This is a genomic window from Roseibium sp. M-1 (assembly GCF_054515675.1).
In genome coordinates this window covers 2,785,937-2,802,489 of the sequence record NZ_CM137257.1, presented here as the reverse complement: position 1 = coordinate 2,802,489, position 16,553 = coordinate 2,785,937, and the positions used below count along the sequence as shown (strand labels likewise).

Sequence of the window (16,553 nt, the reverse complement as noted above, 5' to 3'; positions counted from 1 at the left end):
AGGCGGTTTGACGTTGCGATTGCCGGACCGGTGTTGTCGTCAACAAGCTGCACTGGCATTCAATCGCCATAGGGGCGGATCAAACCTGCCCCGAATTACGTTCGCCTTCAGATGCGCCGCGGTTTCAGTGAAGTCGATCAGGGTGCCCTGTAGATATGTTTTTAATAATCGGGAATGGTCAGCAAAAAACGGGATTAGCCGGGATTATCTGATTTTTGGCGGTTTTAACCGGCCATTCCCGCCAACAGCCTCACCCATCCCGCGTCAGCGGGTTCGTTCAATCCACTTTGTCAACAGGACCTAGTCCTCTGAATCAATCAGACTGACGGGTATAGTTTTTTGAGTTTGACGCGCGCGTCCTGGTTATTGAATTGCCATTCGGCAATGCATTGTTTTGTGTTGCGTGCGTCGACCCATGCGTTGACGTCGCGCGCCAGGTCTTCCTGACTGGCGATACGTTCTTTCAGACACTGTCGCGACAGGACCGATAGTTCCGCTTCGGCCATGTTGAGCCAGGATCCGTGTTTGGGCGTATGGTTCCATTCGAACTTTTCGGCGAGGCGTCTGGCCTTCACCGGTTCGAAGGTGGCATAGAGTGAAGCCGGGCTGTGAGTGTTCAGATTGTCCTGAACCAGCACGATCTTTTCGGCGTCGGCAAAATGGATGTCGGCGAGTTCTGCGAGGAAGTGCGCGTAATCCGACTTGCCGCGATGGCTCGTGACCTTGACGTATCGAACCCCTTCGAGCGGTGCAAAGGCCATGAACAGATTGGCCGTTCCTGCGCGCTTGTACTCATAGTCGTGCCGGGCAATGTGTCCCGGCGTCATGGAGATCGGCAAGCGCGTCGCGCTGACCAGCTGCCTGGCCGCTTCATCCAGACAGACCAATGGCCGCTTCGGGTCACGAGGGCGCTGATAAATCGCCAGCACGTTCTCCATGTTGGCGACGAAGGCCGCGTTCTGTTTAGGCGGGATTACCCAGTAGCGGCTTCGATGAGGTTTAAGTTCGTTTTTTTAAGCGCGCGCCCGACGGTGTTGAAGTGGACAGCCTCGACGATGTTCATCTCGACCACCTTTTCGGCCAGGAGCCGGATGGTCCAGCGCGCATGACCTTCCGGCGGCTGCGAACAGGCCAGCGCGATCAGCTTCGCCTCCGCCTCGCCGTCGAAAATGCGCTGGATGGCCGGATGGGTGCGCTGCTTGCGGGCAAACACCGCATCCAGCCCTTCCATCACGAAGGCCTCGCGCACGCGGGCGACCGTAGACGGCGATGTCTCCAGACTTTGACAGATTGCGCGATCCGTCCAGCCTTCGCCGTGCGGTCCCCTGTCGGCTTTCAAAAGGATGCGAGCCTTGGAATTGGCACGCGCCGACAGTGTCTCCTTCCTGATCTTCGAAAGCAGCGCCTCGCGCTCATCCAACGTGAGCTCAACCACATATTTGATGTTTGCCAAAACATGTCTCCCGGTGCTCGAACCGGAAAAGGGAATCAGAACACACAGCAAACAGCAACTAATCAAATTGAATGATGCAATGGACTAGTCCACATTTGGCAAATTTCGAGACTTTCAAAAGGTTCATCACAGCCGGTAGTTTTAAATCTTCTTTGTTATTGCCGGCTGCATACTTCTGAACTGATGCGGTGGATGCCCCCACCCAGCGGCATCTCGTATGCCATGATGGTTTCATCGGAACCGAGCGGAGGGCACATCGTTGACGACGAACCCAATACAAGCAGGCCGGCCAAGGGACACAAGATCTGGCCATATCTGCTCAAGGGATTGAGGGTGGAACGGCCGAACCAGGTCTGGGCGTCCGACATCACGTATTGTGCGCCTCGTCCCGGATGGTCCGGGGTGCATGTGTCTGGAATGCATTGAGAAAGGAGGACTGGAAGATTGCCTTACCCCCTGCTGCAAGGGGGCATGAGCCCAAGCGGCGGTGACCTGTTGTCAACTGGCAGGGTGACGTAGCCCGCAGGTAAAGGGGATTGAGGCGAAGCCGTTACGCCGAGATGGTTCCCGAGGCTGAAGTATTGGAAGGTTGAGGAACACGAACCGGTTCACCCGCATCTGAGGGCTGGAATGTCGCCTCCGCCTACACGGCTTGACAGGCGGAATGTCGATGGAGCGCTGGACACGTATGTCAGCGGCTTTGAGTGCGAGCGTATATGTAGGCCGTTCGCAGGGCGCCATGGGGAGAATGCAGCCAGACCGTGGCATCGGCATCGACTTGCGGAACGCAAGGGAAAAGACTGCGACCGGCAGCCTCACCAATACGAAGACGTCCAGCATATGAACGAGGGAAGGCATGATGGAATGCCCACGATGCTCTGCGTCACAAGGGAGTTGACCCTGATGTCCATCATGCTGGCGGAGTTCCCGTAGTAGTCCGCGGCGGGGAAAGCCTGCCACATGGCGAAGGGGAACAGTTCAATCTGCTTGGAGTGCAAACTACCTGACCGAACGAGGTGAAGACCTTTGATAATCAGCGAAATGCAGCACAAGCTCGCAACATGGGCCGAGGCCGATCCGAACCGCCGGTTCGATCGTCTTCTTCGGCTCATTGCCGACCGGGAATGGCTTGCCGAAGCGGCCCGGATTGTTCTGGCGTCAAGCGGCGCCCGGACCCCAGGCATAGACGGAATAGATAAGCAACGGATGCAGGCCGGGTTGGATCACCATCTGACCGATCTGCGGACTGACCTGCTGAAGGGTAGCTATTGCCCGAAGCCGGTCAAGCGGATCTATATCCCGAAAGCCCCTTTTTCCAGTTCGGGGGGCAAGCTACGACCGCTGGGTATACCGACCCTGACAGACCGCATCGTCCAGCGCGCCATGCTGATGGCCATGGAGCCGATCTGGGAGAGCGACTTCCATCGCCTCTCCTATGGCTTCCGGCCGGAACGCAGCGTGCATCATGCTGTCCGCACCGTGAAGATCCAGCTTCAAGATGGCGGTGGCACGAAGGGCCGCTGGATCATCGAAGGTGATCTGGCAAGCTACTTCGACACGGTTCATCACCGGCTGCTTCTTAAATGCGTACGGCGGCGGGTGCGGGACGGACGGTTTGTCGATCTCCTCTGGCGTATTCTCAAGGCAGGTCACATTGATCGTGGCCTGTTCAGGGCTGCCAGCGAGGGTGTTCCGCAAGGTGGCGTCCTGTCACCGCTCCTGTCCAACATCATGCTCCATGAGTTCGATGTCTGGCTGGAGGCGAAATACCTGAACCGGAAAGCCCGAAAGGATCGTTGGGCATGGAACTTCGGCATACAGCAGGGACGCCCCATTACGGTTCGGGAGAACCGGCAATGGAAACCTGCGATTGCCTATTGCCGCTACGCCGATGACTTCGTCGTCATCGTCAAGGGGACGAAGGCTCATGCTGAGGAAATCCGTGAAGAGTGCCGGGTCTTTCTGGAGGGCCGCCTGAAGTTGACGCTGAATATGGAGAAAACCCATATTACGCACGTCGATGACGGGTTCGTCTTTCTGGGGCACCGGATCATTCGCAAGCGAGGGTCGAACGGACGCATGTCCGTTGTCACGACGATACCCAGGGAAAAGGCCAAGGCGTTTGCCCGCAAACTGACCGAGACCCTTTCCGGCAATCATAGTGTCAGTACGGTCGATATGATCGCCAATCTGAACCGCCAGTTGGCGGGATGGGCGGCGTTCTACAAGTTCACCGACTTCAGGGCGTATGTCTTCCGGCACATAGACCATGTCGTGTTCTGGAAAATGGCGCACTGGCTGGGGCATAAGTACCGGAGCCGTATCAAACCCTTGATGCGGAAGTGGTTCAGGGCCCCGGAAACGGGCAAGGCGAAAACCTGGCTCGTTTACGGTCGCAATGAACGAGGCGAGGCCATCGGAAAAGACCTGCAACGGCTTGTCTCAAGCCCGAAGGCTCAATTCCGGTGGCGCAATCCGGAGGGCAATCCATACATCTTCCGGAGTGAAACCCGCAGCACCGTCACTTCACGCTATCAGGATGTTGCCATGGCCATGGGCCAAGTTTGAATGGAGAGCCGTATGCGCTGAAAGGTGCACGTACGGTTCGGGGAGGAGAAGCGCAACCGCGCTTCTTACTCCACTGCCGATGCGCCGCGGATTCCTCTACCTGGGCGCGATCCGCTGCCCGTCAGTGGTTTGCTTGCAAGCCACGAGAGGGATGGACTGGTTCACCCGCAAGGTGCTGGCCTGGTGCATCTCCAGTACGCTGGACGCCGACTTCTGCGTCGAGGCGTTGAATGAAGCGATCCACAAATTCGGCGTGCTGGAAATCATGAGTACGGACCAGGGATCACAGTTCACGTCGTTTGCATGGACGGACCAGCTACGGCGGATGGGCGTGCGCATCTCCCCTCTCGTGCATGTAAACATGCACTGCCGGGCAATGGATGGACGGCAAGGGACGGTTCCTCGACAATATCTTCGTCGAGCGGCTGTGGCGCACGCCCAAATACGCGTGTGTTTATCTGCACGCTTGGGATACCGGCTCACAGACCAGGGACGGTGTCCGATAATGGATGGATTTTTATAACCGGAAACGCCCGCACTCAGCCCTTGGCGGCAAGCCGCCTGCCGTGTTCTATTGGCAGCGCAACGAACAAAACCAACCCGATCGGCAGGTGCAGAGAGTAGCCTAATTTACGCCGGAAACTGTCCAACGGACGGGGAGTAGCTCAGATGGCAATTCGAACGTGAATGCAATGGGCTCTGCTTGATCGAAACGCTCGTTGGATAGCAATGGAACCGAAGGTCTCCAGAACGCTCACTACCCTCGGTGACCTGAAGAGCGCCGGCTACCAGCTTTGTGGCCACTGCTATTGCGGTCACGCAGATATCCTCGACCTGGATCTGCTGATCGAGCGGTTCGGTGAGGACTATGTGTTCATCAACGAAACGCCGATCCTGAGAGCGCTTAGGTGCTCAGTGTGTAGACGGCCAGCGGGACAGATCACGTTGAAGCCGAAATAAGGAAGAAAATTTTGAAGCGAAACGGTGTGATTATGCCCTGGAAGCTCCTTTCGAGCAAAGTGTTGATTGCGGACCAATGGTTTCGTTTACGAGCTGATCGGTGTGAACGTCCGGATGGCCTGATTATCGATCCCTTTTACATCCAAGAGGCATCGGATTGCGTGTGCGTGCTTGCACTCACACATGACGGAAAGATTGTCGTGACCAATGAATACCGGCACGGCGCTGCATCGGTAATTCCAGGATTGCCCGGTGGCATAGTTGATCAAGAGGATGCCGGGCCTCAAGCTGCTGCTGAGCGCGAATTGCTAGAGGAAACAGGCTATCGCGGCCTCCAAGTCGAATACCTCGGCTACACCTTTGCTAACGCCGCGCGGCAAACCAACCGAGTTCATCATTTCTTGGTTAGAGATGCCGAGAAAGTGGCAGAGCAATGTCTGGATGGGGTGGAAGACATTTCGGTCACTTTGCACTCGATAGAGACAGTGACCTCTCCGGGTTTTTTAAGACAAAGCTCCAATATCGCGTGTCTATATCTAGCCCATTCACAGCTGCTTCAAATCCAACACAAAATCGATCCTGCTATAAGCGCCATGCCGGCATAGAACTGGGTGCCAAATGAAGTTGCGCGATTTGGCAAACGAAGTTGCGCGCTACACTACGCTTGGACGCCACTTGGACGCCGGCGATGTAGGCGGAAAATTATCCACATGCTAATTTATTGTGCCCGACCTGAGAGATGGGTAACAGACCGTTCCGGACACATAGGTAACACTTTCCGTTTTTCGGGAGGTGTCGATGCCGTGGCAAGAGGTGTCCAAGGTGGAGGAACGTCTTCGTTTCGTTGCCCGCCTGCTGGATGGAGAAGGCATGAGCGGGGTTTGTCGGGAGTTCGGGATCTCTCGCAAGACCGGCTACAAGATCTGGAACCGTTACCAGCGCGATGGGATGGAAGCGCTTTGCGACCGGTCGCGTCGGCCGGTGCGCTATGCCAATCAGCTACAGGAACAGGTTGAGCACCTGATCATCGCGACGCGGAAGGAGAAGCCCCATTGGGGGGCACGCAAGATCCGGGAGGTCCTGGTTCGCAAGCTGTCCGGTGACGTTCGAATTCCGGCACAAAGTACGGTTCATGCGGTTCTTGACCGGCACGGCCTTGTCAGCAGAGCCCGCATCGCGCAACTGCCCCATCATGAACCGTGAACTTATGGGTAACAGCAAGCATCACAGGATGCTTACCGATCGAGATGGCCTTTTCCAAGATCAAGGCCCTCCTGAAGAAAGCTGCCGCCAGAACCGTCGAGGATCTGTGGGCGGCCACTGCAACAGCCATAGACGCAGTCACACCCGCAGAGGCGAGAAACTACTTCACAGCTGCAGGCTATGAACCCGAGTAAGTGGGAAGTGTTCTAGTAGTGACAATTCAGTTAATATTGTTTTTGAGTAAATATTCAGACTTGAAATTTTTAATAAATTCGATGTAGTGATACTCATGTGATTGTGTCATGTTTGCGATTCCCACGTTCAGTTTGCGCACTTTAGAGCTCACTGTAAGGTTGCCCTTACTAAAGGGTAGAAAGCAGACTTGGAATTAATTTGGCTTGGAGTGAATCTATGACAAACGTGTTGATTACTGGCATTTCAGGTCAAGACGGTGCATTTCTTGCTGGCTTATTATTGCGTCAAGGCTACCAAGTATATGGGGGCATGCGTCGAGGAAGTACTTCAAAAACAAGTCGTCTTAAAGAGCTTGGTATTCGGGAAAAGATCAAATTTTGCACCCTTGAGGTGACTGAATTCGCGAATGTACAAGAAGTCTTAAATGAGATTAGGCCCGAAAGAATTTTTAACCTCGCAGCGCAAAGTTTTGTTGCTGACAGCTTCAAATTTCCACGGTATACATCGGAAGTAAACTGCAAGGGTCTGCTAAATATTCTTGAGGCGACCCGTCAAATGAAATTAGATACAAAAATATATCAAGCATCAACATCGGAGATGTTTGGAGACGTCTTGGAGAAACCACAATCCGAGCGTACTCCGTTCAACCCTCTGAGTCCTTATGCGGTTTCGAAACTTGCAGCTCATTCGCTAGTTTTAAACTATCGACAAGCTTACAATATTTTTGCGTCTTCTGGCATATTATTTAATCATGAGTCTGAGCTACGTGGCTGTGAATTTGTTACGCGAAAGATCACAAGTTGGCTTGCTAATATAAAACTATTAGACGCGAAAGCCATGCCACTAGGCAATATGGACAGCGTTCGAGACTGGGGTTACGCCCCTGAATATGTCGAAGCTATGATTAAGATGCTAGATCAAGAAAAAGCGGATGATTTCATCATTTCAACGAATACGGAATACTCGGTTCGAGACTTTCTTTTCATCGCCGCGGGAGAAATGGGCTTTGACCTATACTCTGAAGGAGAAGGTGTAGAGGAAAAATGCTTTGATCGCCGAACGGGTAAGCTTGTCGCGTATGTAGATCCGCGTTACTTCAGAGCATCTGATGTTGTTTACCTTCGTGGCGATAATACAAAAGCGAAAAAAATACTTGACTGGAAACCAACGGTTTTTACACCTGAGATTGCTCGTAGAATGGCTATCTATGACCTCAAGAAGGCCGCTATTCACTCTCGAACGTTCTAGTCCTCTGAATCAATCAGACTGACGGGTATAGTTTTTTGAGTTTGACGCGCGCGTCCTGGTTATTGAATTGCCATTCGGCAATGCATTGTTTTGTGTTGCGTGCGTCGACCCATGCGTTGACGTCGCGCGCCAGGTCTTCCTGACTGGCGATACGTTCTTTCAGACACTGTCGCGACAGGACCGATAGTTCCGCTTCGGCCATGTTGAGCCAGGATCCGTGTTTGGGCGTATGGTTCCATTCGAACTTTTCGGCGAGGCGTCTGGCCTTCACCGGTTCGAAGGTGGCATAGAGTGAAGCCGGGCTGTGAGTGTTCAGATTGTCCTGAACCAGCACGATCTTTTCGGCGTCGGCAAAATGGATGTCGGCGAGTTCTGCGAGGAAGTGCGCGTAATCCGACTTGCCGCGATGGCTCGTGACCTTGACGTATCGAACCCCTTCGAGCGGTGCAAAGGCCATGAACAGATTGGCCGTTCCTGCGCGCTTGTACTCATAGTCGTGCCGGGCAATGTGTCCTGGCGTCATGGAGATCGGCAAGCGCGTCGCGCTGACCAGCTGCCTGGCCGCTTCATCCAGACAGACCAATGGCCGCTTCGGGTCACGAGGGCGCTGATAAATCGCCAGCACGTTCTCCATGTTGGCGACGAAGGCCGCGTTCTGTTTAGGCGGGATTACCCAGTAGCGGCTTCGATGAGGTTTAAGTTCGTTTTTTTAAGCGCGCGCCCGACGGTGTTGAAGTGGACAGCCTCGACGATGTTCATCTCGACCACCTTTTCGGCCAGGAGCCGGATGGTCCAGCGCGCATGACCTTCCGGCGGCTGCGAACAGGCCAGCGCGATCAGCTTCGCCTCCGCCTCGCCGTCGAAAATGCGCTGGATGGCCGGATGGGTGCGCTGCTTGCGGGCAAACACCGCATCCAGCCCTTCCATCACGAAGGCCTCGCGCACGCGGGCGACCGTAGACGGCGATGTCTCCAGACTTTGACAGATTGCGCGATCCGTCCAGCCTTCGCCGTGCGGTCCCCTGTCGGCTTTCAAAAGGATGCGAGCCTTGGAATTGGCACGCGCCGACAGTGTCTCCTTCCTGATCTTCGAAAGCAGCGCCTCGCGCTCATCCAACGTGAGCTCAACCACATATTTGATGTTTGCCAAAACATGTCTCCCGGTGCTCGAACCGGAAAAGGGAATCAGAACACACAGCAAACAGCAACTAATCAAATTGAATGATGCAATGGACTAGAGCCCATCCACTTTACGTTGGTTCATATCCTTCGGCCGCAAAGTAGTTGGCGCATTCTTGTGGTTTGAACTGGGCGATGAGATCGCCAACAGAGTTCCACAGGGCATCGACAGTGCGCTCCGCCCTGGCGCGCAACAGCGCCTTTAGCTTCGAAAACGCCATCTCGATCGGATTAAAGTCGGGACTGTAAGGCGGCAGATAGCGCAGTTCAGCACCGGCGCTTTCAATGGCCTCCCGGACACCGGCCGCCTTGTGGGTCGGCAGGTTGTCCATCACGACGATGTCGCCGGGTGTGAGAGTAGGCACGAGGGCCTGCTCGACATAGGCCAGGAAAGCAGCGCCGTTCATGACACCGTCGAGCACCATCGGCGCCGTCATGCCGCTCAGGCGCAAGGCTCCGGTGAAGGTTGTCGTTTTCCAATGGCCATGTGGAACGCCCGCCCGGCAACGCTCTCCCGTAACCGGCCGATTGCTACCGCGGCGATTGAGTCCTGACGCGTGCAATGACATCAGGATCTGAGACGAAGTCGTCTAGGAAGCCGTGCCAGTTTTCGGTTGAGCTTCGGGCGTTCGCCAGCATGTCTATCACTCCGTATTCCCCCGCCGAAATCACGCAGGGGTGGGTTTAAACATGGGTCAGTTCTCAGTGAAAAAATCAGGCTCTACCGGGTCAGTTCTCGGTGAAAATCAACACCCTCACACCAAATCGGGTGAAGTGAAGCTGAAGATGCCGAAGTTTCCGCGTCAGACGTTCGAGACAGCGATCATCGAGCGTTACCAGCGGCCGGAATGCAGCGTCGAAAAAGCCCCGATAGTGATGTACCTGGCAGGCGCTTCCGCTCGTCGCGCACCGTTCTCACACTGCTTCAAAATTGCCAGGATCTGGCTTTCCGTAAATCTCGATTTCTTCATGTCGTTCTCCAAGCGTATCAAAGGCCGGAGGAGTCCAATTTTCAACCCATTGGGTTTTGGAGATGATTACCCGTGCACCTGGTTGATAGGCTTGCCGCGGCGATCCGTGATCCGCGCGATCCGAGGCGGGTGTCACATGCCGTAGCCCACATTTTGCGCGCCCCCATCGGCTCAGTTCTTCGTGTAAATCAACAGATCCGCCACTACGGCTTCCTCGCCAACGGCCAGCGCGTCTTACGGCTGGCATCATCCAGACTGTTGCTGGCCGCCCGGGAGCTGGAGACAGCCTTCCGTGCTGAGCCCGTGACAGCCACGGTGTGCTTCAGCACATCATTGTCCCATCTTAAAAAGACGAATATTCCTCGATTTCTTGAGGGACTACACCTAAAGCCAACACAATCCGAGGCTCGTCACTGGCTTCTCCACTTTCATGATCAATATTCAATGCTAATACTGCAGATCCAACATAATGTTTCAAAAAACGCTCAGCACGGCGTTTTCCGTCGTCTATCGAGCTAACAGGGACTTGCTCTGCAATTGTTATTCGTCGCCCTTGCTTCTGAAAAGCATAAACTACAAAAAGTAGAGAATTGGCCATTTTTTCCTCTAATCTGTTACCTAGCCAAAGCCAATCCAATCTGCCAAACGCACCATGTCCAGATTCCTGGTCGATTGTCACTGTCTGCTAGAATCGGTGCTCGGGACAGGTTTGCTAGGGAATTGGTAGGATGTTCAGCCTGCCATCGTCAAGAATGTACGTCGATGAGATAAGCCTGACCCAGTCAGCAGAATTCCAGTCATTTCAGGTGCAAAATGGGATAACAGGCCTATTGCACCGCAGCCAGTTTTTAGGTCGCGGCGGTCGTCTCTCACAATCAAAGTGTGAACGGCGTCATGGCTGAAGCCAGCGCCAAACATCCAAGAGCGACGACCATGGATAATTTTGCCGGGATTGATGTGTCATTGGAATGCTTATTCCAAGGATCCCGGTAGGGCCGATGGGTAACCATCGTCCTACCGGGATCCCTTAAATCTATTGTCCCGCTCGCAGTCCGCAATAGCCGCGCTCGCGCAGATAGGCGACGATTTCCTCGGCGACCTCTTCCGGATCCCGCCCGACATTGCGCACATGGAGCTCCGGGTTTTCCGGGGCCTCATAGGGGCTGTCGATGCCGGTGAAGTTCTTGATCTCACCCCGATCCGCCTTGGCATAAAGCCCCTTCGGGTCGCGCTTGCGGCATTCCTCGATGGGTGTATCGACAAACACCTCGATGAATTCACCTTCCCCCATCAGGTCGCGCGCCAGTTGACGCTCGGATCTGAACGGCGAGATGAACGACACCAGCGTGATCATGCCTGCATCGACAAAGAGCTTGGCGACCTCGCCCACCCGGCGGATGTTCTCCACCCGGTCGGCATCGGTGAATCCGAGATCCTTGTTGAGGCCGTGGCGGACGTTGTCGCCGTCGAGCGTATAGGTGTGACGGCCGTCGATATGGAGTTTCTTCTCCACGATGGAAGCAATGGTCGACTTGCCCGAGCCGGAGAGCCCGGTGAACCAGAGCACCGCCGGTTTCTGGCCGAGTTTTTCCGACCGGGCCTTCTTGTCGACGTCGAGCGCCTGCCAGTGAATGTTGCTCGCCCGGCGCAGCGCAAACCAGATCATGCCGGCGCCGACCGTCGCGTTCGACATGCGGTCGATGAGAATGAAGGACCCGGTGGTGTGGTTGGCCTCATAGGGGTCGAACGGAACCGAAGACGACAAGGCGAAATTGCAGAAGGCAATCTCGTTCAGCGTCAGCGTCTTGCCGGCAACGTGTTCGAAGGTGTTGACGTTGATCTTGTGTTTGATCTCTGACACCGTCGCAGTAACGGTGCGCGTACCGATCTTCAGAAGATACGGACGGCCCGGCAGCAGCGGCTCGTCGGACATCCAGATGACATGGGCCGCGAACTGGTCGGCAACGTCCGGACGGTGGGCGGTGGAGGACAACAGATCGCCGCGGGATATGTCGATCTCGTCTTCCAGCGTCAGCGTGACCGCCTCGCCCGCACGGGCCTCGCGCACTTCGCCGCCGGCGCCGACGATGGTCTTCACCTTCGAGATCTTGGCGGGACCTGCAACGACCAGTTCGTCACCAACAGCGACACGGCCGCTGGCAATGGTGCCCGAATAGCCTCGGAAATCGAGGTTCGGCCGGTTGACCCACTGAACCGGGAAGCGGAACGGTGCCTCCAGAACATGTTCGCCGACCTGGACGGTCTCCAGATGCTCCAGCAGTGTCGGACCGGCATACCAGGCCATCTTGTCGCTGCGGATGGTGACGTTGTCGCCGAAGCGGGCGGACATGGGGATCGCCTGCAGGGTCTCGAAGTCGAAACCGTTGGCAAAGGTCTCGAAGTCCTTGCGGATTTCCTCGAAGCGTTCCTGCGAGAAATTCACGAGGTCGATCTTGTTGATCGCCAGCACCACATGCCGGATGCCCAGGAGAGATGCGATGAAGGCATGGCGGCGCGTCTGCACCATCAGGCCATTGCGGGCATCGACGAGCAGCACGGCGAGATCGGCGGTGGAAGCGCCGGTCGCCATGTTTCGGGTGTACTGCTCGTGGCCAGGCGTGTCGGCGACGATGAACTTCCGCTTTTCGGTGGCGAAGAACCGGTAGGCGACGTCGATGGTGATGCCCTGCTCGCGCTCCGCCTCAAGGCCGTCGACCAGCAGCGCCAGGTCGATCTCTTCGCCGACCGTGCCGTGCTTCTTGGAATCGCGTTCGAGCGCAGCCAGCTGATCCTCGAAGATCAACTTGGTGTCGTAGAGCAGGCGGCCGATAAGCGTCGACTTGCCGTCATCGACGGAGCCGCAGGTGAGGAACCGCAGCTGGTCCTTGGTTTCCTGGGCAAGGATGTAGTCGGTGACCGCCGTTTCAGTCGCTTCCTGGATGTTGATGTCGGTCATCTTAGAAATATCCTTCGCGCTTCTTCTTTTCCATCGACGCGCTTTCGTCCTTGTCGATCAGGCGGCCCTGGCGTTCGGAGGTGCGGGCAATCAGCATTTCGCGGACGATCGCCGGCAGGGTGTCGGCATCCGATTCAATGGCGCCGGTCAGCGGGTAACAGCCGAGCGTACGGAATCGGACGGTCTTTTCCTCAATCACTTCACCCGGTTGCAGCTTCATGCGGTCGTCGTCGACCATGATCAGCATGCCGTCGCGGTTCACGACCGGGCGCTTGGCGGCAAAATAGAGCGGCACCATCGGGATATTCTCCGTCAGGATGTACTGCCAGATGTCGAGCTCGGTCCAGTTGGAGAGCGGAAACGCCCGGATGCTCTCGCCCTTGGCAACGCGAGCGTTGTAGAGGTTCCAGAGTTCCGGCCGCTGGTTCTTCGGATCCCAGCCGTGATTGGAATTGCGGAAGGAGAAGACACGCTCCTTGGCACGGGACTTTTCCTCGTCCCGGCGTGCGCCGCCGAAAGCCGCATCGAAGCCGTATTTGTTGAGGGCCTGCTTCAGCGCCTCGGTCTTCATGACGTGGGTGTGCACGGACGAGCCGTGGTCGAACGGATTGATGTTCTTCTCCAGCCCTTCCGGGTTGGTATAGACGAGCAAATCCAGACCCAGACGTTTCGCTGTTTCATCCCGGAAGGAAATCATGTCCCGGAACTTCCAGGTCGTATCGACGTGAAGAAGCGGGAACGGCGGCTTGGAGGGATAAAACGCCTTCATCGCAAGATGCAGCATGACGCCGCTGTCCTTGCCGATGGAATAAAGCATCACCGGATTGGAGAATTCCGCCGCGACTTCGCGGATGATGTGGATGCTTTCCGCTTCCAGACGTTTCAGGTTGCTGAGACGCTCGGGTGTGATCCCGTGAGATTGCATATTCATGTTCGCTTTTCCGTTAGGCCGGCGGTCCGGCCGTCTCGTTGGGTCAGCAGGCCGGAGCCCGCCTGATCAGGCGGCAGGCGCCAGGTCCGGCAAGAGGGATTTGCAGCTGACGGCCAGGAAGTGGGGATTGCGCAGGTCGTCCTTGCGGGCGTTTTCCGGCACACGGTAGGTGAAATCTTCACCGCTTGCGGCAAAAACAACCGCGCCGCCTGCGGCCCGCACGACGGCATCGCCCGCGGCAATGTCCCATTGCATGGTCGGTGCCAGCCGCGGGTAAAGATCCGCCCGGCCTTCGGCCACCCAGCACAGTTTCAGGGACGAGCCGACCGAAAGCTGTTCGGCCACCTTCAGGCGGTCGATCAAAGCGGCCGTTTCCGCCGACATGTGCGAACGGCTGGCAAGCACGCTGAGGCCGGCTTCCGGCGGAGTTCGGACATTGATCGGTGCGACATCGGTTATCGAGCCGCCCTCGATGCGGCCCTTGAACGCTGCCGGCCGATCGCCCTCTTGCGATTGCAAGAGACCGCCCCAGAAGATTTCGCCGAGCGCGGGCGCCGAGACGACCCCATAGACCGGGCGCCCATCCTCGATAAGAGCGATATTGACCGTGAACTCGCCGTTCTTCTTCAGGAATTCCTTTGTGCCGTCGAGCGGATCCACCAGAAAGTAGCGGCTGCCGGTCGCGGGCAGTTCACCGGCTTCGACGGCCTCCTCGGCCACTACCGGTACGTCCGGAAAGCGGTCGGCAAGGCCTGCAAGAATGATCTTTTCGGCTGCAGCATCCGCCTTGGTGACAGGAGAGCCGTCGTCCTTGCTCTGAACCTCGAATGGCTCGGCATAGATTTTCAGAATTTCCTCACCCGCGCGTATCGCGAGTTGATTCAAAAAATTCGCGATGTTGGCAATCATTGCGGATCAACTCAAGAGCGTTCACAGGACCTCTTCGCGCATGAAGCGCTAATGGAATAAAAGTTCAAAATCAAGGTTGGGATGCGGAATTGATCTTAGTCCGCTGAATTGCGTCTTCCACCATTGATTTTTGAAAACTATTTTGATGAGCAATGAGGGAAGTGCCAGATTACACGTCTTTGGAGGAGAAAGCATCCGGAGGGTTGTTTGATCAGTGCAGTCACAGATAGACACGTGGCACATGGGCAATCTTTCTAACGGGGCGGAGGTTTCGAAAGATCGAAGAGGTGAAGAGCGCGAAGTTTTTGTTGCCTAGGATTTGTCGACGAATTCTGCAGTCATCATCCTTTGGACAGACATCCCAATTGCATCTGTGGCACGATGAGCCGGATCGTCTGCAATGTGAGCATACCGCCGTGTTGTCATTGCAGAAGCGGGACCGAGAAGTTTGCCAACAATTGGCAAACCAAACCCAGCCTGGGTCCGATACTCGCAAGGGTGTGACGAAGGTCATGAAGCCTCACATCCTCAAGGTTTGCGGCTTCCCGAATGTGGGTCCAAGGGCTCTTGAGATCGTGCCTTGGCTGACCTGGTATGTCTCCTGAGACTACATGTCGGTCCGTGCGCTACATTGTTTCCAGGATCGCAATTGCAGAGCGTCACAGGATCATCTGCAATCGCCAGATCTGACCGTTGCGATCGGGAAATCAATGGGGTGGAGACGCTGAACTGCACCGGGTTTGCCGGAGACCCCAACTCGTGAGAAGTAGGGTCTATGACAAGCAAGACAACGAACAAATTCTCCCCTGAAGTGCGTGCCCGCGCCGTTCGGATGGTGACGGATCATGAAGCCGAGCATCCGTCGCGATGGGCCGCCGTTTCCTCAATCGCAGCCAAGTTCGGCTGCTCGGCACATACGCTCAATGAATGGGTGAAGAAGGCGGAAGTCGACAGTGGCACAAGAGCCGGTCTGCCGAGCGAAGTGGCCGAGAAGATGAAGGCCCTGGAGCGGGAGAACCGTGAACTTCGCCAGGCCAACGAGATCTTGCGCAAGGCGTCTGCATATTTCGCGCCTCCTCTCGGTGATTCCATGGTAACCACCTGCCGGGCATTGGGGCGGAGCTCGACCGCCCATTGAAGCGATGATTTCCTTCATCGATGAACACCGTCCGGTGTTTGGGGGCGAGTCGATCTGCCGACTGCTGCCGATTGCCCCGTCGACTTATTATGAGAATATCGCCAAGCGGGTGGACGTGGATCGCCTGTCGGCCCGCGCCCGCCGCGATATCGCTCTGAAGATCGAGATCCGACGTGTCTTCGAGGAGAACTTCCGGGTCTATGGCGTGCGCAAGGTCTGGCGGCAATTGCAGCGGGAGGGCTTCGATATCGCCCGATGCACCGTGGCTCGACTTATGAAGGCCGTGGGGCTTCAGGGGATCATCCGCGGCAAACCTGTCAAAACGACGGTTCCGGGCAAGTCAGCCCCCAGCCCAACCGACCGTGTGAACCGCCAGTTCAAGGCTCCGGCACCGAACAGGCTCTGGGTTTCGGATTTCACGTACGGTGCGCCTCGTCCCGGATGGTCCGGGGTGCATGTGTCTGGAATGCATTGAGAAAGGAGGACTGGAAGATTGCCTTACCCCCTGCTGCAAGGGGGCATGAGCCCAAGCGGCGGTGACCTGTTGTCAACTGGCAGGGTGACGTAGCCCGCAGGTAAAGGGGATTGAGGCGAAGCCGTTACGCCGAGATGGTTCCCGAGGCTGAAGTATTGGAAGGTTGAGGAACACGAACCGGTTCACCCGCATCTGAGGGCTGGAATGTCGCCTCCGCCTACACGGCTTGACAGGCGGAATGTCGATGGAGCGCTGGACACGTATGTCAGCGGCTTTGAGTGCGAGCGTATATGTAGGCCGTTCGCAGGGCGCCATGGGGAGAATGCAGCCAGACCGTGGCATCGGCATCGACTTGCGGAACGCAAGGG

General features: G+C 56.3%; 11 protein-coding genes, 5 pseudogenes and 1 other annotated feature. Of the genes and pseudogenes, 9 read left to right on the top strand and 7 right to left on the bottom strand.

Going from position 1 to position 16,553, the window contains the following annotated elements; all coding sequences use genetic code 11:
* Positions 1-317: 317 nt before the first annotated feature.
* Positions 318-1,444 (bottom strand): IS630 family transposase gene (locus tag ACX3M4_RS12570; RefSeq protein ID WP_459359420.1). Its coding sequence is split into 2 segments (ribosomal slippage): positions 318-1,015 and positions 1,015-1,444, totalling 1,128 coding nucleotides; the frame shifts between segments, so codons are not numbered across the junction.
* 1,035 nt (positions 1,445-2,479) lie between these two features.
* Between ACX3M4_RS12570 and ltrA the strand changes: the two genes are divergently transcribed.
* From ltrA to ACX3M4_RS12535, 7 genes and pseudogenes are all read left to right on the top strand, one after another.
* The gene (gene ltrA / locus ACX3M4_RS12565; RefSeq protein WP_459358904.1) at positions 2,480-4,021 is read left to right on the top strand and encodes a group II intron reverse transcriptase/maturase; all 1,542 of its coding nucleotides are present in this window, start codon (positions 2,480-2,482) and stop codon (positions 4,019-4,021) included.
* A gap of 151 nt (positions 4,022-4,172) precedes the next feature.
* Positions 4,173-4,544 carry a DDE-type integrase/transposase/recombinase gene (locus ACX3M4_RS12560; RefSeq protein WP_459358910.1) on the top strand — a complete coding sequence of 124 codons (372 nt, stop codon included), beginning with the start codon at positions 4,173-4,175 and terminating at the stop codon, positions 4,542-4,544.
* Between the two features lie 206 nt (positions 4,545-4,750).
* Positions 4,751-4,981, top strand: coding sequence for a hypothetical protein (locus ACX3M4_RS12555; protein ID WP_459358909.1), 231 nt, complete (start codon positions 4,751-4,753; stop codon positions 4,979-4,981).
* Positions 4,982-4,992: 11 nt separating this feature from the next.
* On the top strand, positions 4,993-5,586 hold the full coding sequence (locus ACX3M4_RS12550; RefSeq protein ID WP_459358908.1) for an NUDIX hydrolase: 594 nt from the start codon (positions 4,993-4,995) through the stop codon (positions 5,584-5,586).
* A gap of 193 nt (positions 5,587-5,779) precedes the next feature.
* A pseudogene (locus ACX3M4_RS12545) lies at positions 5,780-6,154 on the top strand (helix-turn-helix domain-containing protein); the annotation flags it as partial.
* A 65-nt stretch (positions 6,155-6,219) separates the two neighbouring features.
* Positions 6,220-6,378, top strand: a pseudogene (locus tag ACX3M4_RS12540) (IS630 family transposase); the annotation flags it as partial.
* Between the two features lie 217 nt (positions 6,379-6,595).
* Positions 6,596-7,627, top strand: a complete 1,032-nt coding sequence (locus tag ACX3M4_RS12535) for a GDP-mannose 4,6-dehydratase (RefSeq protein WP_459358907.1) — start codon at positions 6,596-6,598, stop codon at positions 7,625-7,627.
* A gap of 13 nt (positions 7,628-7,640) precedes the next feature.
* Here ACX3M4_RS12535 and ACX3M4_RS12530 read toward each other — a convergent pair.
* Both ACX3M4_RS12530 and ACX3M4_RS12525 read right to left on the bottom strand, forming a co-directional pair.
* A protein-coding gene (locus ACX3M4_RS12530) for an IS630 family transposase (RefSeq protein ID WP_459359420.1) occupies positions 7,641-8,767 on the bottom strand; the annotation gives its coding sequence in 2 pieces (ribosomal slippage) (positions 7,641-8,338 and positions 8,338-8,767; 1,128 coding nt in all).
* A gap of 109 nt (positions 8,768-8,876) precedes the next feature.
* A pseudogene (locus tag ACX3M4_RS12525) lies at positions 8,877-9,326 on the bottom strand (IS630 family transposase); the annotation flags it as partial.
* 238 nt (positions 9,327-9,564) lie between these two features.
* Between ACX3M4_RS12525 and ACX3M4_RS12520 the strand changes: the two are divergent.
* Positions 9,565-9,711, top strand: a pseudogene (locus tag ACX3M4_RS12520) (transposase); the annotation flags it as partial.
* 408 nt (positions 9,712-10,119) lie between these two features.
* Here ACX3M4_RS12520 and ACX3M4_RS12515 read toward each other — a convergent pair.
* From ACX3M4_RS12515 to cysQ, 4 genes are all read right to left on the bottom strand, one after another.
* The gene (locus ACX3M4_RS12515; RefSeq protein ID WP_459359528.1) at positions 10,120-10,374 is read right to left on the bottom strand and encodes a hypothetical protein; all 255 of its coding nucleotides are present in this window, start codon (positions 10,372-10,374) and stop codon (positions 10,120-10,122) included.
* A gap of 435 nt (positions 10,375-10,809) precedes the next feature.
* A complete protein-coding gene (gene cysN / locus ACX3M4_RS12510) occupies positions 10,810-12,732 on the bottom strand; it encodes a sulfate adenylyltransferase subunit CysN (protein ID WP_459358906.1) in 1,923 nt (640 codons plus the stop codon).
* A 1-nt stretch (position 12,733) separates the two neighbouring features.
* A complete protein-coding gene (gene cysD / locus ACX3M4_RS12505; RefSeq protein ID WP_459358175.1) occupies positions 12,734-13,663 on the bottom strand; it encodes a sulfate adenylyltransferase subunit CysD in 930 nt (309 codons plus the stop codon).
* Between the two features lie 66 nt (positions 13,664-13,729).
* A complete protein-coding gene (gene cysQ, locus ACX3M4_RS12500) occupies positions 13,730-14,572 on the bottom strand; it encodes a 3'(2'),5'-bisphosphate nucleotidase CysQ (RefSeq protein WP_459358905.1) in 843 nt (280 codons plus the stop codon).
* Between the two features lie 775 nt (positions 14,573-15,347).
* Here cysQ and ACX3M4_RS12495 point away from each other — a divergent pair.
* Positions 15,348-16,155: pseudogene (locus tag ACX3M4_RS12495) on the top strand (IS3 family transposase); the annotation flags it as partial.
* Positions 15,680-15,789, top strand: a sequence feature (AL1L pseudoknot). Its footprint overlaps the pseudogene before it by 110 nt.
* Positions 16,156-16,553: the final 398 nt, after the last annotated feature.

Bases quoted from the DNA above. Each gene is read 5' to 3' on its own strand.
- ACX3M4_RS12560 (WP_459358910.1), top strand. From the start codon at position 4,173: ATGGACTGGTTCACCCGCAAGGTGCTGGCCTGGTGCATCTCCAGTACG.
- ACX3M4_RS12555 (WP_459358909.1), top strand. From the start codon at position 4,751: ATGGAACCGAAGGTCTCCAGAACGCTCACTACCCTCGGTGACCTGAAG.
- ACX3M4_RS12535 (WP_459358907.1), top strand. From the start codon at position 6,596: ATGACAAACGTGTTGATTACTGGCATTTCAGGTCAAGACGGTGCATTT.
- ACX3M4_RS12515 (WP_459359528.1), bottom strand. From the start codon at position 10,374: ATGGCCAATTCTCTACTTTTTGTAGTTTATGCTTTTCAGAAGCAAGGG.
- cysN (WP_459358906.1), bottom strand. From the start codon at position 12,732: ATGACCGACATCAACATCCAGGAAGCGACTGAAACGGCGGTCACCGAC.
- cysD (WP_459358175.1), bottom strand. From the start codon at position 13,663: ATGAATATGCAATCTCACGGGATCACACCCGAGCGTCTCAGCAACCTG.
- cysQ (WP_459358905.1), bottom strand. From the start codon at position 14,572: ATGATTGCCAACATCGCGAATTTTTTGAATCAACTCGCGATACGCGCG.